Raw genomic sequence first — 25,699 nt, forward strand, 5'->3', positions numbered from 1 at the left:
ATGTTAAGCAATAAAAATTAGTATAGTTTTTTGCTAATCACTATAGTTATTCTCTAAAACGTTCCCATTTAATAAGCATAAATTTATCCCCCAATTCTGTTACAACAACACCAGCTCCTTTTATATTATCGGGAGATTGAAAAAAAATTGCTAATTCTGAAGCATTTAGAATCTTATAAGTCGGATGATATTGCGAATTATATGGTCTTTTAATATTATATTTCTTTACCCAATTGATTACGCTAACGTGAGAAATCCCCAAAATGCGTTCAATTTCGCGATATGTTAATCCCTCTAAATAAAGCTGCAAAGCTTTGTTCACATAATAATCATCTATCTTCTTACCAAGCTTATTTACTGTAAAATTATAATTACAATTTTTACATCGATATCGCTGCCTATGATTAATTACACCACTTTTAATATACTCTGATGAATTACAATTTGGACATACTCTTAAATTCATATATAGTATTTTTGCATAAATATATCATTTTAGCAATAAAAATATAACAACTATTTAATACTAATCATAAATAAATCTAATTTTTAAACGATAATTATTAAAAATATATCTTTGAATATTAATAAAAAATGAAAAATCAGTAATTACTCATGTCAGATGAATTGATAGATATATTAGATGAGCATGGAAAGCGTACCGGAGAAATCAGATTAAAATCTGAGGCTCATCAATTAGGGTTATATCATGCTAGTGTACATATTTGGTTTTTTACGGATGATGGTCGGATTTTATTTCAGAAACGTGCAAAGAATAAAGATAGTTTTCCTGATTTATGGGATGTATCTGTTGCGGGTCATATTGGAGCTGGAGAAAGTCCAGAGAATTCTGCCATTCGCGAAATTGAAGAAGAAATTGGTATATTGGTTCCGGTACATAAGTTAGAGTTTATTGGCACATATTTAGCAAAAAAAATACCCAAACCTGATTTTCTAGATAACGAGTTTCACTACATCTATCTAAGTAAACTAGATGTCTCTATCAAAAAATTAAAACTACAAGAAGAAGAAGTCGCTGGTGTTATTCTTTTTGATAGTAATGATTTTAAAAATATTCTTCATAACCCTATTAAGTATAAAGATTATGTACCTCATGATCTGGAATATTATCACTTTATTCTTAAGGAAATCACAAATCGATTATAATAATACTTCTATTACAACTAACTATTGTAACTTCTACCGCTAATCTTTTATTATAGTATTTTTGTATTAAAATAACAAAAACAATAAATAAAAACTATAATGGATTTAAATAATAAAACTGTAGATACTTTAAATATTTTACTCGCTGATTATCATATACATTATCAAAAACTCCGAAATTTTCATTGGAATATAACAGGCCCACATTTTTTTGAACTTCATGCAAAATTTGAAGAGTTTTATGAAGATGCTAAATTAAAAATAGATGAGATTGCAGAGCGTATTCTTACACTAAGAGGAAAACCTGTGAGTAATTTTAGTGTATATTTAGATATTTCTAATATTAATGAAGCAAGTACTATACTTACAGACTATGAAATGGTTTCTACTATTTTAGAAGACCATAAACTACTTTTAAAACAACTCAAAATAGTAACTGTCGCTGCAGAAGAAACTAAAGACGATGGGACTCTTGATATTACAGGAACGTATATAGGAGAAATAGAAAAAACAAGCTGGATGCTCAATGCCTGGAATCAGAAAAATTAAAATAATAAAACTCTCATATCTTATCCTTTTGACAACAATGACAATGAGTTGTCAAAAGGATAAACATTCTGATTTAACTAAAATCAAAAAACTCTCGCACTCTATTAACGAAATCTCAGGTATTACTATGTTGTCTGATGCTAAATTATATGCTATCAATGATTCTGGTAATGATAACACCGTATTTTGTCTAAATCAAAAAGGCGAGATTATAAATGAAATTAAAATTCCTGGCACTAAAAATATAGATTGGGAAGATCTTGCCTACGATCAAGAAAACAATATCTACATTGGAGATTTTGGAAATAATAATAATGATCGAAAAAACCTTGTTATTTATAAGGTCAATGGACTATTATCAAATACAATATCTGTAGAAAAAATTAGATTCATTTTTGAAGATCAAAAAAAGTTCCCTCCCAAAAAAAAGAATTTCAATTTTGATGTTGAAGCTTTTATTCACCTTAACGGAAATTTATATTTGTTTACTAAAAATCGTGCTAAAAATTCAAAAGGAAAAACCAAACTATACAAAGTATCTGCCACTCCAGGAAAGTATATGGCCAAACTAGTTGGAGAATACAAAACATGTGAAGATAGTTCTAATTGCTTAATTACCGGTGCTGCGATCAATCATTCTGGTGATCACATTGCACTTCTCACTCACAATAAAGTTTTTTTAATAACTGATTTTACAGAGGATAATTTGTTTAATGGAAATATTAAAAAAATAAAACTAAAGCATAATTCACAAAAAGAAGGTTTATGTTTTAAAAATGACAGTACCCTTTTTATTACTGATGAGAAAAGTAAGTATGGTAAAGCTACTTTATACGAATATAGAATTAAAAAATAAGTGATTTAATCTTATTGATTATCGTATCCTAGGATTTTTGATTTTAAAAACTCAAACCAAAACCAAACGTAAAACGCAACCCATCATCACTCCCAAACAACCCTAATTGCCCTCCTATAGTATCAATTGCATTAATCCACATTCCTCCTCCATAAGAGTCATGCCACTGATCAGAATTCTCGCCATCAAGCCAAACTCTTCCGACATCATAGCCTCCAAATATTCCTAATTGTAACGGCAATATACCCGTTTTAAACTTATTAAAACTATATCTTAAATCATTACTAAATGCTAATGCACTTTCTCCTGTAAAACGTTCTTCTCTATACCCTCTTAATCCATTAATCCCTCCTAAAACTGCTCCCTGATAAAACTCAAAACTATCTCCTATAATTACCTGAGCCATAACGTCTGTTTTCAAGACTAATTTTCTATTTCTTGTAATTGCATTATAAAAACCTAGTTTTGGATAAACATACCCATAGGTACGATCAGTATCTTCTATATTCATCCTCGCCCCTGTTTGCAATTTAAACAGCATCCCTCGAGAAGGGTTCACAGCATTATCATAACTCTCAAATTTATAGTGTAAATCAATATTTCCAAAAAGCTTTCTTTCAAAAAAATCAGGATCTTCACTTACAAAACCGAGACCAGAAGTAATAAATCTTCCTCCCGTATCCTGTACTTCTATTCCTTCATAATTTGCCTTTATCGAAAATGTAGAACCATAATTTCCTTTTTTAGAAAAGCCAAAACCTAAAGCCCATGTACCAATCTTTACTCTATTATAATCTAAACCTAATTCATCATCATTATTCACAGAACTATTACCTAATCCAAAAAAGTTTTGCGCATAATTTTCACTTGTGATTAAACCGCTAAGTAAGATATTCCAATTACCAAGGGCATTCATATATTCTCCTAAATAAGATATATCATATCCTCCTTGAGTCTGAAAATAATATGCCGCTTTAAAAGTATGTTTACTATGATATGGGTTATTTTTAAACCCTTTTATAGTAAACACATCGGTAAGACTTACATTTAGACCATCATCTGGATTAAAACCAATAAAAGGAGTTACGACATTAGTTTTTTCTATGTATTTATTATAGTCATACAGGTTATACTTATAAATATCGCTCCATATAAATTTTGCTCCACCTTTCTTTTCAACGGTATTAGGCTTTGAATGATGATCATACACCTTAACTTTTCTTCCATTTTCTATAGTATACACATCATTATTTTGTCCTCCTATAATTCTTATTCTAATAGGTTTCTTCCCCTTACCTCTTACAACAAACTGATCATCATCATCTAATCCATAAATCCAAATTTCTTTTGTCTCTTTGGAATTAAAAACTCTTTGACTATAAAGCTTTTTTATTTTTCCTCCCTTTATTCTTGATATTTTTATTGTTGTTTTATAGTCTCCTCTTATGATTTCTATAAAATCATCTTTGTCTGTTCCTGTTAAAATAGCATGTCTTGATAGATATTTATAATATCGCTTAGCGATATCTTCTATATTATCTCTTCGTGATTTTAAATCCTTTTGGATTCTTTTGATCGTTTCATCCTGAAGTTCTTCTGGGAGATTTTTAAATGCTTTTTCTATATCGTTATCAGATAGATTTTCTTTAATGTATCTAGCTTGTTCTATCCATATCTTTTCTCCAGAATTCTGAGTTAGTTTTCTATCTAATGGCAGTCCTGATTGATTTACCCATCTTACCTTTTTAAGTTTTTCATCATAAACCTGAAATTTCCTAGCCAGTGGAACTACAAATTTTATAATATCTAAAAGTAATCCATCATAATTTGAAAATACCTGATCTCTATCACTGGGAATGGGCCTAAATATCTTTTCCTTTTCTTTATCAAATTGAGCCCATCTCCACTGATCAGAATGACGATCCCAATCCCCTAAAATCATATCAAAAAGCCTGGTTCTAATATAATGTTCTTCATCCATTTTGTATTTTTCATCCTTCCTTAATTTACTAAGAAGATCATCTGTACTTTCTATATCATCAGGTTTTCCAAAAGACACTTCATCTTTGTATTCTTTTCCCGGACGTTCTTCAAGAAAATAGATTTCATCCCCAAATTTTTCATTATACTTCCCTAGTGCAGGATGTTTAGGAATATAATATAATTTTGGATTAGCATGATAAACTCCAATAGCATCGGCTAGGGTTCCTACGGTTAAAAATGCATAAGGATAACTTGACGTATAAAAATCAGAAAGCACATCTTCTGTAAGCGTATTATCAAATCCATCATCCAAATAGGTATATTTAAAAGCTCCTTTTTGTAAAAACTGCGTAACACTTTTTCTCATAGCTCTTAAACTATATCGTTTTCCTTCCTTATCTACAAGACGTAACGATCGTGTTACTTGTCCTCCTCCTTGTCGGTCAATAGTAAAACCACCCATAAGAGTATCTAGAGTTGCTACCGGTACTTTGATATCTGTTCCGTATATATTGCGATAATGATCCCCCCACATCGATTTATAAAACTTAGATTTCTTCACTTCTTCTTTTTTATAAATTGAAGCTGACACTTCTGTTTCAAAAGAATTTGGGATATCGTTAAAAGAATATTCTTTTTCTTTGGGATGCACCTCTGTCTGATAGACTAACTTAGGCTCTCCATTTTCATTTGCATAAAATCGAACGTTTGAAGCGCCATTTTTATATACATCTAATACAGCAAAACCTTGACCTGGATATGAAAATAATCCATCTTTCCCAAGAGCCGCCGCAGAAACCTTAGATCCAGAACCTGAAATAATTTGCTTGTCTCCGTCACTATCAATATACTGCAAAGAGTGTTCATGACCGGATACAAAAACTACTCGATCCATAGCTCTGGTCATTGTAGAAAGTCTTCTCATTAACTTGCTATAGTGAACATTAGATACATCCTGAGCTGTAACCCCTCCTTGAGAACGAATTAGAGTTGCTAACGAACCTAAGATCGGAAGAGGAATCTTTTTCTTTGAAGGAAAAATATGTTTACCAAAATTGTATTTCCCACCATGAGGGCCATTAGTATACATTGGATGATGCATTGCAATAAGAATTGTCTTCTTACTATGTTTCTTCAACTCTCCTTCTACCTCAAGAAAGAATTTTTCTCGTGTCTTAATTTCACACTCATCATTTATGGTTGGGTTTTTATCCCAATTTGCAAGATACCATTGTGTATCCAAAATTAACAAATGGACTTTGTCATTTATTTCTACACTTTCCAGAGGGCAACCTTTAGGAGGTAAGAATGCATTATCATTTCTCATTTTCTCTATTACATATTCCTCTTGTCGGTGTAAACCTTCTACTCCATTATTGTACCAATCATGATTTCCAGGAATAAAAGCCACCTTACCTTTAAAGTTTTCTATGCTTTCAATTTGAGCGTCTATTCTACGTTCTGATAAAGCTCTTTCTGGTGATTCTTTCTTAGGCATTCCCTTTTGATAGATATTATCACCTAAAAAGAGTACATAATCATCGCTAGACTTGACCGTATCCAGAACTTTTTTTAAAATTGCTAATCCATCTGAAGTTTTTTTCATGGTGGCATAACCTGCATCTCCAATCAAATAAAATCTTTTTTCGACTGTATCCCCCTGACTGGGTAATGTTTGAGTGAAGTTTTCGACTTTATACTGAGGAGAGTATGTTGCACATGAACTAAGTAATAGAGCAACACAGATTATTAGAATCTTATTATATTTATTCATTGTTTGAAGTACAATCTCTTTTTTTTAATTATTTTGGTTACCGAAAAAATGTACATATGTCTTCTTTATTAGAAAAAACAGATAATTTTGTTTCAGAGCTCTTTGAAAATGAGCTTCCAAACTCCTGTATTTACCATAATTACGATCACACCAAAAGAGTATTTAAAAGTACAAAAGAAATTATTGATAACACAAATTTATCTGATGAAGATAAAGAAGTTTTATTATTAACTGCTTTATTACATGATACTGGGTATTCTAAGAGTTCTGACAACCATGAAGAGCACAGTGTTGAAATTGCAAAAGATTTTTTATATCAGCAAAATGTCTCTCAAGAGATCATTGACAAAGTTTCTAAACAAATTATGGCTACCAAAATGGAACATCAACCTACTGATCTAATGGAAGAGATCATTAGAGATGCTGATGCCTCCCACTTTGCCAAAGATTATTATGGTGAAACAAGTGAGTTATTGAGACGAGAGTTTAAACTAAATTCTGTTAAAGATTTAACCACTTCAGAATGGCTTAAAGCTAATATTGATTTATTTCAGAATAAACATCACTATTATACAGATTATGCCATTTCAAAATGGAAACCAAAAAAAGAAGAGAATCTTCATAAGATGATTGAAGAGCAGGCAAGAATAAAAAAGGAGAAAAAGAAAGAAAAAGAAAAATTAAAAAACATATTAAAGGAAGAAAGTCCAGAAAAAGGTATACAGACTCTTTTTAGGGTTACTTTAAGAAATCATTTAAAGCTAAGTGATATTGCTGATACCAAAGCCAATATTTTACTTTCTGTAAATGCTATTATTATGTCTCTGGCTCTGTCAAATCTCATTCCAAAACTTGACAACCCATCAAACCAATATCTTATTTATCCGACTTTAGTTTTTCTTATATTCACTATTGCCTCTATAGTTTTATCTGTATTAGCTACCAGACCCAATGTTACCAGCGGTGAATTTACCCGCAAAGAAATAAAAGAAAAGAAAGTCAATCTATTATTCTTTGGAAATTTTCATAAAATGCCATTGAATGAATATAAATGGGCTATGACAGAATTAATGGGAGATAAAGATTATATCTATGATACCATGATAAAAGATCTTTATTTTCTAGGAAAAGTATTACACAAAAAATATAAAATACTACGAATAACATATACCGTATTCATGATAGGAATAGTGACTTCAGTAATTTCTTTTGTCCTGGCATTTAACACTTTACAATAAGTACAAAAAAAAGAGCTTTAATTAAGCTCTTTCATTAAATCTTCATACGTATAATATTCTTTGTCTTTTTCATTTTTATGATAAAGAATATTGACTCTAAGTGCTTTTAAACCAGTAACCCCCTGAAGATCATCTAATTCAACAATCTCTATTTCTTCTTCAAGATAGTTCTTAGATTGCAAAAAGTTAATATACTTAATATACTCACGTTCATCAGAACGTTGAGAATATATAATTACGAGTTTACCCTTCTCTGTAACACGTTGATCAGTACCTTTTATTTTTGACTTATCAACACGTTTCTTAACTACCTCATATCTTGCATTATATGTCCCATCTACATCAAATCGTTTTTCATCCATTCTAAATCTCACGGATAATGAAGTGTTAAAAACAAGAACCATTGAAGCAACATCCAATGCAACAGGTAAATCTTTTTGCATTTGATAATAAGCATTTTCCATCTCACACATAATCTGCAATTGCCATAACCTTAGATTATAGAGATACACCTTATTAAAACTATCCTGTTTGGTTATTGATTCTCCAATGTACATGTTATGTTCAACCCCATCAGACTTGAAACGTTCGAAATAATGAGGGTACATTCCCTGAGCTTCATCTTGTTTTTGATCTAATAAAGCCGCCATTTTTTTATTGATAAGCATTACTGACTCATCATATGCCTTTCGATGCCTATAAACCGTCTTAATACTAACATCAAGGATTTCTTCATATTCATCTATAAGAGTATCGAGTTCGACATTCTTCTTTTTAAGATGCTTAAACAACGGAGTAATCTCTTTCTTAATAAAATTAAGAATATTTTGTTCGCTATCTACTTGTAATTGCTCTGTTATTGCCGTTACATAACGATTTGTTCTGTATGCTAGTTGCTCATATATTGGTAATGGATCTGATTCAATTATTTTATTAATGATTTTAGCTATACCCTTTAGCTGTAACACCAAATCTTTTTGTATTGCTTCATTACGAGCATCTGAAGAGCCTTTTATATCTATTTGTCCATATAATGGATATACATTTTCAAAAACTACTTCTCTGAACGAAACTGGATTTTCATCCACCATAGCTCTCATAAATCGTTTCGCTTCTCTCTTAAATTTCCAATGCACACTTGGATGTATCGATGTACATTCCTGCTGAATGATTAGCTCTAGCTCATTCTCTGATTTTGCTTTTGAACGTAAAACAGAATCTACAAGATATGGCATAACATCCTGCAATTTGTTTGCATTAATACTATTGAGCTCGTGGACATTTGGAGAAACAATCTCTAAAATTCCCAATAAATTACCATCACTTTTAATTGGAGCAAGAATTGCGCTATTAATACCTTGTGCCACCAGATTTTTATACATTATTTCATCTGGAGTTGATTTCTGATATCTTTTTACATCAGAAATTGCAAAGTATGTAGATTCTTCAAAAAGATAATGATACGTTCCTTTACACAAAGCCGTTTCACAACAATCTGTATATCTATCATACAAAATGTAACTATCTATATTTTTAAAAGGCACACGTTCTAGTACCTGGTCTTCTGGATTATAGTTCGAAAAACCAACTTTGATCTCTCGAAGATTAAATATCGCTCTAAAAATATCCTGAAAACTACCTACAAAATCTCCTTGAGTTTTATCATACTTTATTAAGCTAGTTTTAAAATCGGATAAAGAAACATCTGTAGTAACATCAAACATGTTTGCAATGATAATCCCCTTAAAAATCCAACTATGAGGAGGGAATTTTTCTTTCCAAATATCTATGTTATCAAAATTATCTAACAATTCGGCTACATCTGCATCTGTAATTTCTTTTGCTTTATCAGTTTTAATGATATCGATAAAATCACCATTATACATAATTCTATAATTCCTCATTACACCGAAAGCATCAGGAATATCATAAAAGAAAGGTCTTCTGAAATCTATATTATAGTTATAATAGTGTCCCAGAATAATACTACATCCCATAATATAATAGTGATCCTCATTCAAATTCTTGATTTGAGGTTCAAAATTCTCTCCTGTAGCTTTTACAATATTTTGATAGCGTGAAGTAGACTTTAATACTTTATTATGAAATGGAATTGTAGCAATTTTAATTTCATTTTGCTGTAATATATCAGGAAAAGAATCTTCTAGAACCAAATGAATAGGTTCTAATAACTCATATACTCGTTTTTCTTCTTTGATCCCATTATCTAATTCAGGATACTGCTCTGCTATCTTTAAAATACGCGCAGCTCTATCCTTGATAATTTCATTATCACTTTTCAGTAATTCTTTATATTGTTCAAAAAATTTCGAAAAGCTAATCCAAATATCTAATGGAAAATCATGCTCTAACCCCGTCATGTTTGCTCTTTTATTCTAGGATACAAAGGTAATACAAACCAAATTGTATCACTAGTTATTAACAATTAATTAAACTATATTTTTTTAACTTAAAAAAAACTTCTATTTAACATTTAAGACGATTGAATTATTAAAATTTGGACATTGATTTAATCCTTATATCCAAAATATTAACAAACATTATACCATAATAGACGAACTACTATAGTATTTTGTTACACAAAATATAAGATTTTTATCCGAGTTTTGCACATTATTGGTAAAAGTATCTTAACAATTCTTCTATATGCAACGTTAATTTTTGGAGTATGTAATGAGGATTCTTTATTTTTACAACCAATAAATCTAATTGCCATGAAATGAGTATATCAATAATTAATTACTATTTTTAATAATGAAATTGATTAATTCTTAATATACTGATTCCCAAATATGCCAATTTTTTTGTCATATCAAAAAAATAAAAAAACGAAAAAATGAAAAGAATTGCACTTCTGGTTACAACACTTTTACTTGTAGCTTGTCAAAAAGATCAAAAAGGATATTCTATTACTGCTGACACCGAAGGTTTTGAAGAAGGAACCATGGTATATGTAAATGCTGTGAGTCAATCTAGAAGGCCAATAATTATAGATTCTACAACTATACAAAATCAAAAGTTTCAGATTAAATTACCTGCCCCAGAAAGTAATGATTTTAATTATTTAACATTTAAAGATCTAAGAGGAAATGTTCTCTTTTTGGCAGAAAACAACCCTATAGAAATGACTATCTATAAAGATAGTATGAGATCTTCTATCGTTAAAGGAGGAACAGAAAACGAACTCTTCTTTTCATATGCCAAGACTGTTAAAAAATATGGGGAAGAAAAATTAAAACTTAGTAATGAATATCAAATTGCTACTAAACTAGGAGAAACAAATAAAGCTATAAAAATAGCTGCAAAAAGGGAGGAATTAGTCGAAGCAGAAAAACAATTTAGAAAAGATCTAGCGAATAATAATTCGAGTTCTCTTGTATCAATAATGGCTTTAACTGACCTTTTAAACCTTAAAATTGTTTCTGCAAAAGAAGCTAAAGAACAATTTAACTCTATTGCTGACACCTTAAAAACTAGTCGATTAGGCAAAAACCTTAATCAACTTATTGCTAATGCAATGGCTGTATCCATGCAAAAAAGAATAGATATTGGCAGTACTGCCGAGGATTTTTCTGCTCCTACTCCAGAAGGTAAAATGTTATCCTTAAAACAGTCAATGGGTAAAATCACAATTATTGATTTTTGGGCTTCATGGTGTAAACCATGCAGAATGGAAAATCCTAACGTAGTAAATGTGTATAAAAAATATCACGATAAAGGACTTAATATAATTAGCGTTTCGTTAGATAAAAAACAAGAAGCATGGACCAAGGCTATTTCTGATGATAATTTAGATTGGAATCATGTTTCTAATCTACAATTCTGGCAAGAACCTATTGCACAGGCTTATGGAGTACGATCTATCCCAGCTACTTTTATTCTTGACGAAAAAGGAAATGTAATTGCTAAGAATTTAAGAGGACCTGCATTAGAGGAAAAAATTTCAGAATTACTTGCTCAGCAATCTCTATAAAATATATAAACATAATATCATAAAAAAGGCAACCAATCTATCATAGAGTTGCCTTTTTTTAATGTTATAATTTCCCCATTCTTTGTAAAACAAAAAGAATGATAATTGGTATTGCTAGTAAACCAATCATGAACAGGTTTTCTTGAAACAACCACGGAGCCAATATCAAAGTAATAATATATCCTCCTACTGCACCTCCAAAATGAGCATCATGTCCTATATTTCCGACTTTATTTTTCATCCCGAAAATAGAATATAATAAATATCCAATTCCAAATATATAAGCAGGAATAGGAATAGGAATAAACATCAAATACAAACTCATGTCTGGTCTGAATAAAATCCCTGCATATATTATACCAGATACAGCTCCACTTGCACCGACAGCGCTATAGTAGTATTCGTCTTTATGAAAAAATAATGAAAATAAATTTCCAACTAACAAGCTTCCAAAATAAACGATTAAAAACTTAATATTACCTAAAAACCCAATTACCGTTGGAGCAAAAAAGTAAAGTGTAAACATATTAAAAAACAAATGCATCATATCGACATGTAAAAATCCAGATGTTAGCATTCGTATCTGCTCTCCTCTATGTATTCCGCCAATATTGAATTTATACTTTTCAAAAAAAGAAAAATCATTAAATCCCTTTAATGACATCAGTATATTAGCTCCAATAATTATGATAACAATAAGATCAAGTTTCTCCATTAACTAAAATTTTTGTTCAAAGATACATATATTTTCACCTCAAGAAATCTAAAACAATTGTACTTTCTAATTAGCAAAAGTTTATGAAAAAAAAAGAAGGATGTTTTTATATTTGTACCCTTTAATTTAGGGGTTTAATGCAATTGTTAGTTTATCGTTTGGTCTATCCAATCCTATGGGTAATCTCAAAGTTACCTTGGCGTCTATTATATATCCTATCTACCGGAATATATGTACTCATGTATCATATTGTTGGATATAGAAGAAAAGTAGTTTCTACAAATTTAGCTCTCGCTTTTCCTGAAAAATCGGACAAAGAAATTAAACGGGTATGTAAAAAATTTTATAAACATATGTGCGATATGTTTATGGAAATGATAAAAAGCTTATCTATATCCAAAGAAGAAATGACTAAACGTTTTACGATAATTGATCAACATACATTCAAAGAATTACAAGCCAAAAACAAAAGTATTATTGTACTTATGGGGCATTATGCCAGTTATGAATGGGCCATTGCTGCCCAATTTGTAATGGATTTTCCCATTGTTGGAGTATATAAAAAGATTAAAAACAAGTATTTTGATCAGCTAGCACATCGTATTAGAGGAAAATTCAATACAAGACTAATAGATAACCACAATGTGATTAAAGAGATCACCAGAGATAAAGTACATGGAAGACTCTGCGCTTATGGACTATTATCAGATCAATCTCCAAAATTAAAAAATGCTTTGTATTGGACTGATTTTATGAATATTAAAGTTCCTGTAATTACCGGAGGAGAAGTTTTATCTAAAAGATTGGATATGCCTGTGACTTATCTAAAAGTAGAAAAAATAAAACGTGGGTATTATCAAGCTAAATTCATAACCATTACAGATGATCCAAAGAATTGTGATGATCATTATATTACAAAAAAATATCTGCAATTATTAGAGCAACAAATAAGGGAGAAACCAGAATATTACCTCTGGACTCACAGACGATGGAAACATAGAAATGCAAAACTTCCTAAAGGTGCACAAGTAGACTAAATAACAAACAAACATAACCAGCTGACTAACAACACTTTTAGTTCTTCTTATTTTATTTAGTTTTTTTATTTTTAACAGATGAGTTTGGTAAAATACTTTTATTTTCGCAAACCAAACCCCATCTATCTATGCAATTATTAATTTATAAGCTAGTCTATCCTGGTTTATGGCTAATTTCAAAATTACCATGGAAATTGTTTTATGCTTTTTCTACTAGTATTTTTTTTATCATTTATTATATTATTGGATATAGGAAAAGAACCGTTACAGAAAACTTAATATTGGTTTTTCCTGAAAAGGCTGAAAAAGAAATCAAAAAGATTAGAAAAGAGTTCTATAAGCATATGTGTGATATGTTTTTAGAAATGATCAAATCTATTTCTATTTCTAATCAAGAAATGATGGAACGCTTTAAAGTCACTAATCTGGAAAAGATACAGAACCTAGAAGCCAAAGGACAAAACATTATGGTTTTTATGGCTCATTATGCCAGTTATGAATGGGCAAATGTAATAGATATACAAACAAATTTTCAAGCGGTTGGTATATACAAACCTATAGGGAATATGTATTTTGACAGATTAGTCCGTAGAATACGTGCTCGTTTTGGTTCTCGTGTTGTTACAAACAAAAATGCTATGAGAGAAATTACCGAGGACCAAACCAAAGATGGTTTATATATGTATGGATTAGCAGCAGATCAATCGCCCAAATTACATAAAGCCATGTATTGGACTAATTTTATGGGTATAAAAGTACCTACCTTCTTAGGCGCCGAAGTGTTATCAAAACGCTTAGGAATAAACACTTACTATTTACAAGTAGAAAAAATTAAAAGGGGGTATTATGAAGCTACATTTGTTTCAATAACTGAAGACCCTAAAAACTGTGAAGATTATTCTATTGTAAAAAAATACTTAAGACTTCTCGAAAAACAAATTACCAATAACCCTCAGTATTATTTGTGGTCCCATAAGAGATGGAAGCATAGAAATGCATTGGCTCCAGAGGGCGCAACAATAGATTAAACACATCTGTAAACTATATCTAATAAATAAGCTTATATTGTAAGCTTTTAACCATCCATATGCAATTACTAATATATAGCCTGGTTTATCCAATTATACTAGGGATTTCAAAACTACCATGGCGATTATTTTATGCTTTTTCCACTGGTATTTATTTTATTATTTATTATATCGTACGATATAGGAGAAAGACAGTAACAGAAAACCTACAATTGGTTTTTCCAGAAAAGTCCAAAGAGGAAATTTTTAGTATTCGTAAAAAATTTTATAAACATATGTGTGATATGTTTTTAGAAATGACAAAATCGCTCTCTATTTCTCGTGAAGAACTTATAAAACGGTATAAAGTAACTAACCTTGATGAGTTTCATGAGTTTGAAAAGAAAAACAAAAGTATAATTGCCCTGATGGGGCATTACGGAAGTTTTGAATGGTCAAATGCAATAGATTTAGTATCTATTAATCCATGTGTTGGTATTTATAAACAGATTGAAAACAAATATTTTGACAGATTGGCACACCGTATCCGCGGACGTTTTAATTCAAGGCTTATTGCTAGTCATAAGGTCGCAAGACAAATTATAAAAGATAAACAAGAAGATACTGTATGTGCTTATGGAATGATCTCTGACCAATCTCCAAAAATTGGAAATGCAAAGTATTGGACGAATTTCATGGGAGTAAAAGTTCCTATATTTTTAGGTGGTGAATTTTTAGCACAGCGACTTGATGTAATTGTTCTATACTTACATGTAGAAAAAGTGAAACGAGGGTATTATGAAGTTCGATTTATACCTATCTCAGAAAATAGTAAAACCGAAGAGAAATATCACGTTACTAAAGAATATCTAAGATTATTAGAAGGTCAGATACGAGAAAAACCTCAATATTATTTATGGACTCATAAACGTTGGAAACATAGAAATACTCCAATTCCTGAAGGTGCAGTTGTGGATTAATTTGATGTATTTCTATAGGGTATTTGTAATCTATGGCCTTAAATCGATATAGTTATGTATTCTTCAGAAATTGAACTTATTATTATATAACGTAAATGACTATTATTTTATACAGTAAAATAAGTAAAGAATTTCAAGATGAATGTTTTGAAACTCATATAAATACTATACCTGAAAAACTAAAAAATAAGATTAATGCATTTAGAAGATGGCAGGATAAGCAGACCTCTTTACTAGGATTATTACTTTTACGACATGGAATTTCCAGGTTTTCAGACTCTCAGGATGATCCTCTACATCTTTTGAAATACAATTCATATGGCAAACCATTTTTGGATATTGATCTAGATTTTAATATTTCGCATTCTGGAGATTTTACTTTTTGTATCATCAGCAATGATAATAAAGTAGGTATTGATATCGAAAAAATAAGGGATATTGATGTAACTATATTGAAGTCACAGATGACCGTTACAGAATGGAAAAATATAGTAAAAGCAGATTCCGTAAAAGATTGTGCTTTTAAATATTGGACACAAAAAGAAGCAGTGGTCAAAGCTATAGGAAAAGGACTTAGTATTGCACTATCTTCCTTTGCAATTGTAAATGATAAAGCTACAATTGACTCAGACACCTGGCACGTTTATCCTCTTCCAATAAACATTGATGGCTATAGTAGCCACATAGCAATTAATAAAGAATTATCACCTATAGAATTACCTTGTGAGTTTGTAAATTTTTATAAAAGCTAACCCAATTTTATAACTCCATTTGTTTTTTATTATTCCTAAAAGCTATACTTTAATCGGGCTTGAATTCTATTGTTATCCTCATAATTACCAAAAAATGTTTTTCTTTTACCATTAAAGAAATCTCCTATCAAACTAAGGTTAAGACCACTACTTAAATCATATTGTAATTCTGTTTGTACATATGTATTATCTACTTTGATGTCATGAGTCGCCTCAATTATAAATTTTGCAGAATTACTAATTTCATATTCTGCTCTTCCAACAAAAGACTCTTGAAAAATATTATTAAGATTAGTATTCGGAACATCTTCTCCACTTTCAATAATCTGATGAACCCATTGTAAAATAATAAATAAGTTATTTTCTCCTATTACGCTTCCAAAAGTCCTATCTAACCCCACTACATATTGATAAAAAGAATCGTCAATAAAAGGATTAGTTCCTTTATGATCTTCTGTTCTAAAATATCCAACTTCACCTCGTAAACCATAGTTACCAATTATAGTAGAAAAGTCTGCACCAAACACTTGCAATTTTTTAATTTTCGGAGTAATCAAAACATTGGCAACTCCGTCTTGACCCAGTATAAACTCCTGATATAAAGAAGGCAAATCATCGAATCCATTGAAGTAACTTACCGAAAAATCCCACCCTTTAAATGTTGTACTTACTTTAAAAGCAAACTGAGCACTTCGAATATCTTTTTCGGGTTCCTCAAAATCTTGTAGTTCGAATAATGCAGGTACTATTTCACCTGTTGGAAGAATTGCTTGTTGAGGAAAATCAACAAACCACCTCGAGTTCGTTGCAGGAATAATACTAGATTGAAAAACAGGAATAAATACACCGTGTATTGTAATATCATCAATATAATATTTAGACAATATAGAATATACTCCAATACGTTCATCATCTGTATCAATAATATCAGAATAGTCTATGGGGTTTAAATTATTGGTAGGGTTAATCCCATCTGCCTCGCCCCATGTAATTATTTGTTTTCCTATTCTTATATCCATAGTATTCATATAGATATCAATGTAAGCTTCATCTAAAAACACTCGTCTTCGATCAGGATCTGCTATATCATCACGGATTTCAACACCACCAAAAAAATGATAATTTTTAATAGCCTTGCTTTCTACTTCTAATTGTAAAATCCCTTGATTTCTCGAATTGATTTTCTCTTCTTCAATATTATTATTCTCAAAATAACTAATGTGATCTAACTCTATAAAACCACCTATTTGGTATTTTTTTTCCTTTTGAGCTTGCAATGATGCCATACAAGCTATAATCATTAATACAAGACTGAAATATTTCTTTTTAGAAAAAAACTCAAATGTACTTTTTTTTATATCGTGTTTACGTTGTTTATAATTCAAGGTTATAGTCAATTATAAATTAAAGAATTCTTTTTTTCACAAAAGAGATTACTTTTGTCAGGGTAATATTTAATTAAGAATAAGTATCCGATTAAAATACATGATGATTAAAACACAAATCAATCATTAATAGACCATCATCACCTCTTCAAAAGGACACTTATTCTATTACTTTTTAGGTTATTTTAATACTATACTTTCATAAGGTTATTAATTAAGGTTAAACATTCTACTTTATTATTCATAAGAGTATTCTTTCTCTAAATTTCGTTTAGAAAAAATATCGGTTTCCACTCCTGTATTTATTTGAAAATCAGCAAATTTTAAAATAGTTTTATGATTTGTTTTATGATTATTCATAGTAATTACATAAGCTCTTGATTTTTCGCTATTAGCCACTTTTTTTACATCAGAGGTCGTTAATGTTTTTATATGCACTTTGTTTTTATTGTAAAAGTTTATTTTGGCAATTACAAAATCAGATTTTCTTACATATATTTCTCTTTTTGAATATCCAGTTTCTTTGATTTTTGATGTTGAAATCGGTATTGCTTCTACCAAGAAACAATTTTGTCCATCTATAGTTTCCTCTTTGATAATAGTATATTTAAAATCTTCAAGATCCTCTGTTCCCATATCTTCATAAGTAAAATCAGATCCAACAAAATTATCGGTTTGATTACTGGATGAAATTCTTCTGGTTTTACCTAAAGCAGGTAAATACAACCATTGATCATCATCACGATCAGAATACTCTATCGCCAAAAAAGAAGTTCCTTTGACATCAGAAGGTGATGTAAATCTTATAATTGATGATCGATTTCTTGTCTCATCACTTTTTATAACCTGATTTATAGTCCTAGCTCTTGTTTTTCCTTTTTTATTTACCAATGTCATGGTAATATCTATTTTCTCATCATCTGCAAAAACTTGTCTTTCATTTTTGGTCATCACCTCTAAGCCAGTTTGTGCAGATAGCATCGAAATATTAAAAGAAAACACGGCTAGAATTACTGATATTCTTACTATTTTAAAAGTTCTCATTGTTTTAAGTTTTATAAAGTTTTAATTAGATTCTTCAGATAAAGCCATTGTCTTTTTTATAACTTTCTGAGGTGCTTCTTCTTTGATTGCTTCTATGTTTTTTTCTTCTTGTTGCCCCTTTTGTTGAAACAATGATTTTGGTTTAAAAATTCCTAAAAGTGAAGGAAACAATACCAATGACCCAAATGCTACTGTTATCATTGTCAATGATATTAACCATCCGAAATATTGTATTGGCAGAAACCCTGAAAAAACGAATACGATGAAACCAAGAATATTAGAAACTACATCATAAATTATGGCTTTCCCAGAAGTTAAAATAGTGGTTTCTGTTGCCCTTTCTAAATTAGAATCTATCATCATTTCTTCTTTAAATCGTAATAGATAATGAATTGCAAAATCGATCCCGATTCCGATTCCGATTGCAGTTATTATAGCGGTACCTGTTTCTAGTCGAATCCCCAGAAACCCCATAAAACCAAAGGTTAATATGCTTGATACGGTAAGAGGAACAATACTTAAAAATCCCAGTGACATGGATCTTAAAACAATCATACAAAAGATCAAAACGATTAAAATAGCCAGAAAAATATTTTGGATTTTTCCATTTACTATATATCGTATTTGCGCCAGCCAAAACATTACTTCTCCTCCAAATTCTATATTAGCTTCACCTTTAAAATTTTCATTTACATAAGTCTCAAAAGTTTTATACAATTGTATATGTTCTTCTTGTTCAGAGGTAGTCAAGAAGAGTTTTACTTTTGCTCTCTGATAATCATAATCGATAAGATCTCCAAAATCCCCAGGGTCACCAGACATGGAGTATAACAATAGATACTGTGCTATTGTGTTTTTTGAATCAGGAATGGTGTTATACCTTGGATCTGCATCGTTCATCTGCAGATTCATTCGTTTTATAATATCTGAGAATGAACTACTATATCCAATTCCTGGTTGAGATTCTGCGAATTTTTGAAAACCAGCAATCTTTTTTAAGAATTCAGGATCTTTTATCATATTGGCTTCTTTGGCCTCTATCATGATATCCATGGTACGTACTCCTCCTAATTTGTCATTAAATTTCTCGAATGTAGAACGTAAGACATGTTCTTTTGGGAAATACTTCACAAAGTCGTTTCCTACTCTAATCTTGCTTATTCCAATACCCGAAATAACAAATAAGAGTAATGTACCGATCAAAATTCTTACTCTATACTTTAATGATACTTTGGCAACCCATAATAAAAACTTATTAAGAAGAGCTTCTCTATTTTTTCTGGTTTTCTTCTCTCCTTTCTTCTTTGATAATGACAAAATTGCAGGAATAAGTAATATAGATACCAACAAGGTAGAGATGATACCTAAAGAAGTGATGATTCCAAATTCTTGTATCGATGTTACTTTAAAAATAATTAAAGTAGCTGATCCAATAGCCGAGGTTATCCCTGTCATTAAAACTGCAGGACCAATCTTTTTTACAGTTTCTCTAGCGGCCGCTTTTCTATTCTCACTAGTCAGAATCTCTTCATAATATCGATGAAGAACATGAATACCATAAGAACTCGATATGGCAATCATAAGCATTGGAAGTACCGAAGATACAACTGTTATGGAAAAACCGATATGCCCCATTAATCCCATTGTCCAAATAATACTTAAAATAACAACCACAAAAGGCAGTATTACTCCTTTTGCCGAGCGAAAGGAAATAAAATATCCTATCAATACTAATAGCAGTCCTAATGGTAAAAGAAGATTAACATCATCTTGAATACCTGTATCAATTTCATGAGAATTTATTGGTGCTCCTGCTAGATAAAATTTCTCATCTCCTTCATACTTTTTAATGATTTCAGAAATTTGATTATACACTATCGTTTGGTCATAATCCTCATTGAGATTAGCAATGATAGATGTAAATTTAGCATCCTTAGATACTAAACGTCCAATTACTAACTCATTAGAAAACACCTCTTTTCTCAATTCCCATATCTCTTGTTTGCTTGCTGGAACTTCTTCCATCAAAGGACCAACATCTAATCCCCAATCCTTACCTTGTATATTATTGATTGTGGATAAACTTGTAATTTCATCTCCGATAACACCTTCAACAGTTTCTATTTCTTTAGAGATATTTATAATCTTATTAAGTGTTTTTTTATTAAAGATATTTTCAGTTTCTATACCTACGATTAAAACATCTTTTTTACCAAAAACCTCTTCCAGGTAATCATTTGTTTTTACAATAGGATCATCTTTTGGAAGTTCTGAATCCTGATTATTTTTGGTTTTAAGTTTAGTTACTCCTGTTCCTAAAAGAATAGTAGTGACCAAAAGTGCAATAAGAACCAACCATGGTCTCTTATATATAATATTGGCTATAAATTTCATTTTGAAAGATTATAATTGGTTAGGGGATTTAATAATTTAGACACTCATCATACTTTGAGAGATCAACTTGTTAAGATTAGTTCCATCTTTTTTCATGACTTTCTCAGTAGCTTTTTTTATAATCATCAGCGGAATTAGTCCAAAGTATTTTCCTGGATCCATTTCAAAATACCAGTCAAACTTTGTTGCTTTACCATTTTTAATAGATTCAAAACTTTGCTGCCCTTTCATAGGAAAAGCTCCTTCGACACTTTTATAATTTCTAAGATGAAATGCTTCGGTGCTAATTTGCATAACGAAGGTTTCTTTTCTACCTAAGAAATCATATTGTAACCTTAGTTGATCATCAACCATTTGCTCAACTTTTTTTACAGAAGAAACCCAGCTGACTTCATTTACGGGATCATTGACGAATTCATAAACATCTTTGATGTTATGATCTAAATAAAATGTTTGTTTAATAGATATCATAATGTTGTTTTAGTTTTAGGTCGACCTTATTTAAATATGTATAATTGGTTTATGGAAACTTATCAGAAAGTATTCATATGGTTACATAATACGTTCATTAGAATTAGCCAAAACTTGCGAAACATACTCTCTGACAAGTCCATAAAATGAAATGTGATATATAAATTTTAATAGTTCTGCTATATCAATACAGCACTTTCAACCTTGTTATATTCTGTGAATATTTGTTGTAAAGTTCCTGCTAATACTGTTGCATTAGGTTGGTACATCATTGTACTATGATTACCGGGTACATCATACACTTTTAAATCTTTAATATTACAACGATCCCACCCTAGATTAATTCCTATTTGCTCTATAAGAGGCTCTTGTACAGCTCTTAATAAGTTAATCTTACCATTATAGGGTTTTGCTTCATATAGAGATAATGCTGTACCATTGGATATATACACATCAAGATATCTTCTCATCTGATCCTTATTGATGTCATCAGTAACAATATGACCTTTCTTTGCCCGCTCTATTACCATGTCAAACATTTTATCTACAGATTCACATGCTCGAAGTTCTTCTGGGTTAATAGTAAGTGTTTTTCCGTAAGGTATTGCCAAATCTCTGGCAAACCAGGATAATAAAATAGCATCATCAAACTCTTCTGAATCATCATATAAAGGAGATCTGGTATCTAATAGTGTCACTGTAGCGACTTCCTCTCCTTGATCTTTTAATTGATGTGCGATTTCTGTAGCGATTAAACCACCAAAACAATATCCAACCAAATGAAAAGGTCCTTCTTTCTGTATCGATTTAATGTTCTTTATGTAATCTGTAGCGATATCTTCTACCGTGATATGCGGAGTTCCATCCTCATATAAATAAGGAACCTGAAGTCCATAAATACTATATGAATCTTTTATTGATTCTACCATCGAAGAATAACAAAACACATTTCCGCCAATAGGATGAATACAAAATATAGGTTCTTGAGCAGAAGTTCCTTTTTGTAATTGAACTACAGGGGAACCTTTAGAAATTTCTTTTTTATCTCTTATTATTTCTCCTAATTTTTCTATTGTAGGGTATTGAAACAATACTGAAATTGCTAAACTATCACCAAAAATCAATTTAATATCACTCATTATACTTACAGCAAGCATAGAATGTCCTCCCAAATGAAAGAAATCATCTTTTACTCCAATTGGAGAGATTTTTAGTGTTCTCTCCCATATCTTTTGCAGCTCTAATTCGACTACATCTCTTGGAAGTACCAATTCTGTTTCTTCTCTTTTATATTCTGGTACAGGAAGTTTCTGATAATCAATTTTTCCATTGTTTGTTAAAGCGAACTCTTTCATTTCAATAAAAATTGAAGGAATCATATAATCAGGGAGCTTGTCTAATAAATAATTTCTTAGTTTTTTATCGATAGCTTCCCCTTCTTCCTCTAAAATATAGTATGCAACAATGCGTATATCATCATCTTGCATAATCCTGGTGGTCACGACTGCATTTTTAACTTCAGGATGAGAAACTAATAATGTTTGTATTTCGCCAAGTTCAATTCTAAATCCTCTTATTTTAACTTGTGCATCTGCTCTACCTACATATTTTAGATCTCCATTTTTATATAGCTGAGCCAAATCCCCGCTTTTATATAATCGAGCTTTAGGATCACTACTAAAAGGGTCTTTAATAAACCGTTCTGATGTAAGTTCTGGACGATGTAGATACTCTACCGCCAAACCTTCTCCTCCAACATAAATCTCTCCAGTCACACCATATGGTACAGGTTTAAGTTCACTATCTAATAAGTAAATTTTCATATCAGGAATAGGTTCCCCAATCATACTTTTTGATGATAATAAATCATCTTTAGTTATTTCTCTATATGTAGTATGTACCGTTGTTTCTGTAATCCCATACATATTAATGAGTTGAGGTTTACTATCTCCATGATAATCCATCCAAGGTTTTAAAGTGGGAATATCCAAAGCTTCTCCTCCAAATACCACGTATGATAGTGCTAATTCTTTTGATTCATTGACAGAAACCTCATAATCAATAAGTTGTTTAAATGCAGAAGGTGTTTGATTTAATACAGTAACCTTATGATTAGCTAATAAATTATAAAATGATTCTGGAGTTCTGCTCTCTTCATAAGAAACGACTACAAGTTTGGCTCCATACAAAAGAGCTCCCCAAATTTCCCACACACTAAAATCAAAGGCATAAGAATGAAACAAACTCCAAACATCATTCTCATTAAATCTATACCAATGATCTGTAGCAGAAAATAATCTTAATACATTGTGATGTGTATTTAATACTCCTTTAGGTTTTCCTGTCGAACCAGAAGTATAAATTACATATGCTAATTCATCTTTTTGAGTTATTAGATTAAGGTTTTCTTTTGAATTGGTTTCAATTACCCTCCAATCGGTTTCTAAGTCAACTATTTCGATTTGCTCTCCTAATGTGGTTAATTTCTCTTTTCCATGAGTTATAACTATTGGTGTTTTTGCATCATCAATAATTAGTTCTAGTCGTTCTTTAGGATTTGTAGGGTCTAAGGGGACATATGCTCCTCCAGATTTTAAAATCCCCATTATTCCTATGAGTACTTCGATAGATCTATCAACGCACAAACCAATTAAAGTTCCTTTTTCTGCACCTAAGCTTCTTAAATGATGTGCTAGCGCGTTTGCTTTTTTATTAAGCTCATCATAAGTTATTTCTTTGTCCTCAAAAACGGCTGCTGTGGCATTTGGATTTCTGGCAACCATAGTTTCAAAACCTTCATGTAAGGTGGCAAAATCAGGAGTTTTTTGTGGCTTTTCTTTCCATATGTTTAAAATTTCTTGTTGTTCTTCTTCCAACATTATTGGTAGTTTTGCAACAGATGATTTTGGATTTTCAACTATTGCATACAATAGATTTTTAAAATGTTTAATAACCTGAATCACCGTCTCACTATTTAACAAGTCGGTATTATATTTAAATAATCCTTGTAATTCTTCATTGACTACATTACCCATTTCGAGGCTAATTTCGAACTGTCCTTCTTGTTGATCTACATCAAATAATTGTATATCTAATAACGAATTCTCTTCATTTGCCCCTAAAGACGCCATAACATCATCTAGAACAGGTAATTTTTCCCATGCAAATGCTGTTTGTATCAAAGGTGATCTTCCCGGATCTCTATCCGGAAGCAATTCTTTTACAAGTTCTGAAAAAGGATATTCCTGATGTTTCATTCCATCAATGACATCTTTACGAATATCTTTTACAAAATCAGAAAAACTAGATGATATGTCTAAAGAAGAACGCAATACAATTGTATTCACAAAATTTCCAATGATGTTTCGAGTTTCCTTTTTGTTTCTTCCGGCAACAGGTACACCAATTAAGATATCATCTTGATTAGAATAACGTTGTAAAAGGATTCTATACGTAGCCAAAAGCAACATATATAAGGTAACCCCTTCTTGTTTAGCTAACTCAGCAAGTTGAAAACTTAACTCTTTATCTAAAGCAAAACGTTCTATATTTCCTGAATATGTTAATAGTTTTGGTCTTACTTTATCAATGGGAAAATCTAATACTGGTAATTCTCCTAATAGTTTTTCTTTCCAATATTGTAATAATGTATCTCCTTTATCAGAAAACAAAAGTGTTTTTTGATCATTTACATGATTTCTAAAATTTGTCGTAATAGTTTTTAATTGAGGTGTATCATTAGTACATAATGCAGTATATACCAATCGTAATTCATTAAGCAATATTGCCAGTCCCCATAAATCCATGGCAATATGATGAGCTGTTACAACCAAAATATAATCTTGGTTAGCTTGATGGTATATATTGGCACGGATTAATCTATCAGTACTTAGATTAAATGGTTTTTTAGTATCTTGATCAATACGACTCATTGTTTCTTCTATACCAGAAACACTTCTATCTATCTGAATATCAAAGTTTTTATCAATATTTTTTTCGAAATTCTGATAAGGTTTACCATCAACTATCTCAAATGTTGTATTTAAAACATCATGACGTTCTATCAAAAAATCGAAGGTCTTTTTAAGAACTTCTATATCTAATTCTCCTTTTATTTCTCCTCCAAAAACAACATTATAGGCTGAAATATCGGGGTCCAATTGTTGAAGAAACCATAAGCCTTCTTGTTCTTTTGATAGCGGATGTAATTGAAGATTATTTTGATCTGTGTTAAAATCAGTTTTCATTATTTTTTTTAGGTTTTAAGAATATTGCAAGCATTAAAAGTTGGTAAAAAAATGAGCAATAATGCATTTGTCTGTCTTCTCGAATTTTATAATTCGCTTTGTTTTT

General features: G+C 30.7%; 18 protein-coding genes. 9 read left to right on the forward strand and 9 right to left on the reverse strand.

Annotated elements, in window-relative coordinates; genetic code table 11:
* Positions 1–46: 46 nt before the first annotated feature.
* A complete protein-coding gene (locus FOF46_RS09170; protein ID WP_143916242.1) occupies positions 47–466 on the reverse strand; it encodes an IS1/IS1595 family N-terminal zinc-binding domain-containing protein in 420 nt (139 codons plus the stop codon).
* A 149-nt stretch (positions 467–615) separates the two neighbouring features.
* On the opposite strand from FOF46_RS09170, the gene FOF46_RS09175 reads away from it, so the two are divergent.
* The 3 genes from FOF46_RS09175 to FOF46_RS09185 all read left to right on the forward strand — a co-directional run bounded on the left by FOF46_RS09175 (position 616) and on the right by FOF46_RS09185 (position 2,572).
* Complete coding sequence (locus FOF46_RS09175) at positions 616–1,167, forward strand: NUDIX hydrolase (protein WP_143916243.1); 552 nt, start codon at positions 616–618, stop codon at positions 1,165–1,167.
* 99 nt (positions 1,168–1,266) lie between these two features.
* Positions 1,267–1,716, forward strand: coding sequence for a Dps family protein (locus FOF46_RS09180; protein ID WP_143916244.1), 450 nt, complete (start codon positions 1,267–1,269; stop codon positions 1,714–1,716).
* 43 nt (positions 1,717–1,759) lie between these two features.
* A complete protein-coding gene (locus FOF46_RS09185) occupies positions 1,760–2,572 on the forward strand; it encodes an SdiA-regulated domain-containing protein (RefSeq protein ID WP_167571779.1) in 813 nt (270 codons plus the stop codon).
* A gap of 43 nt (positions 2,573–2,615) precedes the next feature.
* Here FOF46_RS09185 and FOF46_RS09190 read toward each other — a convergent pair whose 3' ends face one another.
* Positions 2,616–6,329 (reverse strand): metallophosphoesterase, encoded by a 3,714-nt coding sequence (locus FOF46_RS09190; RefSeq protein WP_143916246.1) that lies wholly within the window; start codon positions 6,327–6,329, stop codon positions 2,616–2,618.
* 56 nt (positions 6,330–6,385) lie between these two features.
* On the opposite strand from FOF46_RS09190, the gene FOF46_RS09195 reads away from it, so the two are divergent.
* A complete protein-coding gene (locus FOF46_RS09195) occupies positions 6,386–7,567 on the forward strand; it encodes a Pycsar system effector family protein (RefSeq protein WP_143916247.1) in 1,182 nt (393 codons plus the stop codon).
* A 17-nt stretch (positions 7,568–7,584) separates the two neighbouring features.
* On the opposite strand, the gene FOF46_RS09200 is transcribed toward FOF46_RS09195, so the two are convergent.
* Entirely contained in the window at positions 7,585–9,948 is a 2,364-nt protein-coding gene (locus FOF46_RS09200) for a GAF domain-containing protein (RefSeq protein ID WP_143916248.1), read from the reverse strand.
* A gap of 476 nt (positions 9,949–10,424) precedes the next feature.
* Here FOF46_RS09200 and FOF46_RS09205 point away from each other — a divergent pair, with 476 nt between their 5' ends.
* Positions 10,425–11,561: a TlpA disulfide reductase family protein gene (locus FOF46_RS09205; protein ID WP_143916249.1), complete on the forward strand. Its 1,137-nt coding sequence runs from the start codon at positions 10,425–10,427 to the stop codon at positions 11,559–11,561.
* Positions 11,562–11,625: 64 nt separating this feature from the next.
* Here the strand turns inward: FOF46_RS09205 and FOF46_RS09210 are convergent, their stop codons facing one another.
* Positions 11,626–12,276, reverse strand: coding sequence for a rhomboid family intramembrane serine protease (locus tag FOF46_RS09210; RefSeq protein ID WP_143916250.1), 651 nt, complete (start codon positions 12,274–12,276; stop codon positions 11,626–11,628).
* A 137-nt stretch (positions 12,277–12,413) separates the two neighbouring features.
* On the opposite strand from FOF46_RS09210, the gene FOF46_RS09215 reads away from it, so the two are divergent.
* From FOF46_RS09215 to FOF46_RS09230, 4 genes are all read left to right on the forward strand, one after another.
* Positions 12,414–13,313, forward strand: coding sequence for a lysophospholipid acyltransferase family protein (locus tag FOF46_RS09215; RefSeq protein ID WP_143916251.1), 900 nt, complete (start codon positions 12,414–12,416; stop codon positions 13,311–13,313).
* Positions 13,314–13,441: 128 nt separating this feature from the next.
* Complete coding sequence (locus tag FOF46_RS09220) at positions 13,442–14,341, forward strand: lysophospholipid acyltransferase family protein (protein WP_143916252.1); 900 nt, start codon at positions 13,442–13,444, stop codon at positions 14,339–14,341.
* Positions 14,342–14,400: 59 nt separating this feature from the next.
* The gene (locus FOF46_RS09225) at positions 14,401–15,300 is read left to right on the forward strand and encodes a lysophospholipid acyltransferase family protein (protein WP_143916253.1); all 900 of its coding nucleotides are present in this window, start codon (positions 14,401–14,403) and stop codon (positions 15,298–15,300) included.
* A 95-nt stretch (positions 15,301–15,395) separates the two neighbouring features.
* Positions 15,396–16,052 carry a 4'-phosphopantetheinyl transferase family protein gene (locus FOF46_RS09230; RefSeq protein WP_143916254.1) on the forward strand — a complete coding sequence of 219 codons (657 nt, stop codon included), beginning with the start codon at positions 15,396–15,398 and terminating at the stop codon, positions 16,050–16,052.
* A gap of 35 nt (positions 16,053–16,087) precedes the next feature.
* Here the strand turns inward: FOF46_RS09230 and FOF46_RS09235 are convergent, their stop codons facing one another.
* The 5 genes from FOF46_RS09235 to FOF46_RS09255 form a co-directional block, all read right to left on the reverse strand.
* Positions 16,088–17,338, reverse strand: a complete 1,251-nt coding sequence (locus FOF46_RS09235; RefSeq protein ID WP_143916255.1) for a DUF1302 family protein — start codon at positions 17,336–17,338, stop codon at positions 16,088–16,090.
* 336 nt (positions 17,339–17,674) lie between these two features.
* Positions 17,675–18,481, reverse strand: a complete 807-nt coding sequence (locus FOF46_RS09240) for an outer membrane lipoprotein-sorting protein (protein WP_143916256.1) — start codon at positions 18,479–18,481, stop codon at positions 17,675–17,677.
* A 21-nt stretch (positions 18,482–18,502) separates the two neighbouring features.
* Positions 18,503–20,875, reverse strand: a complete 2,373-nt coding sequence (locus FOF46_RS09245; RefSeq protein ID WP_143916257.1) for an efflux RND transporter permease subunit — start codon at positions 20,873–20,875, stop codon at positions 18,503–18,505.
* Positions 20,876–20,911: 36 nt separating this feature from the next.
* Complete coding sequence (locus FOF46_RS09250; protein WP_109435406.1) at positions 20,912–21,346, reverse strand: SRPBCC family protein; 435 nt, start codon at positions 21,344–21,346, stop codon at positions 20,912–20,914.
* Positions 21,347–21,525: 179 nt separating this feature from the next.
* On the reverse strand, positions 21,526–25,593 hold the full coding sequence (locus FOF46_RS09255) for a non-ribosomal peptide synthetase (protein WP_143916258.1): 4,068 nt from the start codon (positions 25,591–25,593) through the stop codon (positions 21,526–21,528).
* Between the last annotated feature and the right edge of the window lie 106 nt (positions 25,594–25,699).

It is taken from the genome of Aquimarina algiphila, from assembly GCF_007489275.1.
GTDB classification, from domain to species: Bacteria; Bacteroidota; Bacteroidia; order Flavobacteriales; family Flavobacteriaceae; genus Aquimarina; species Aquimarina algiphila.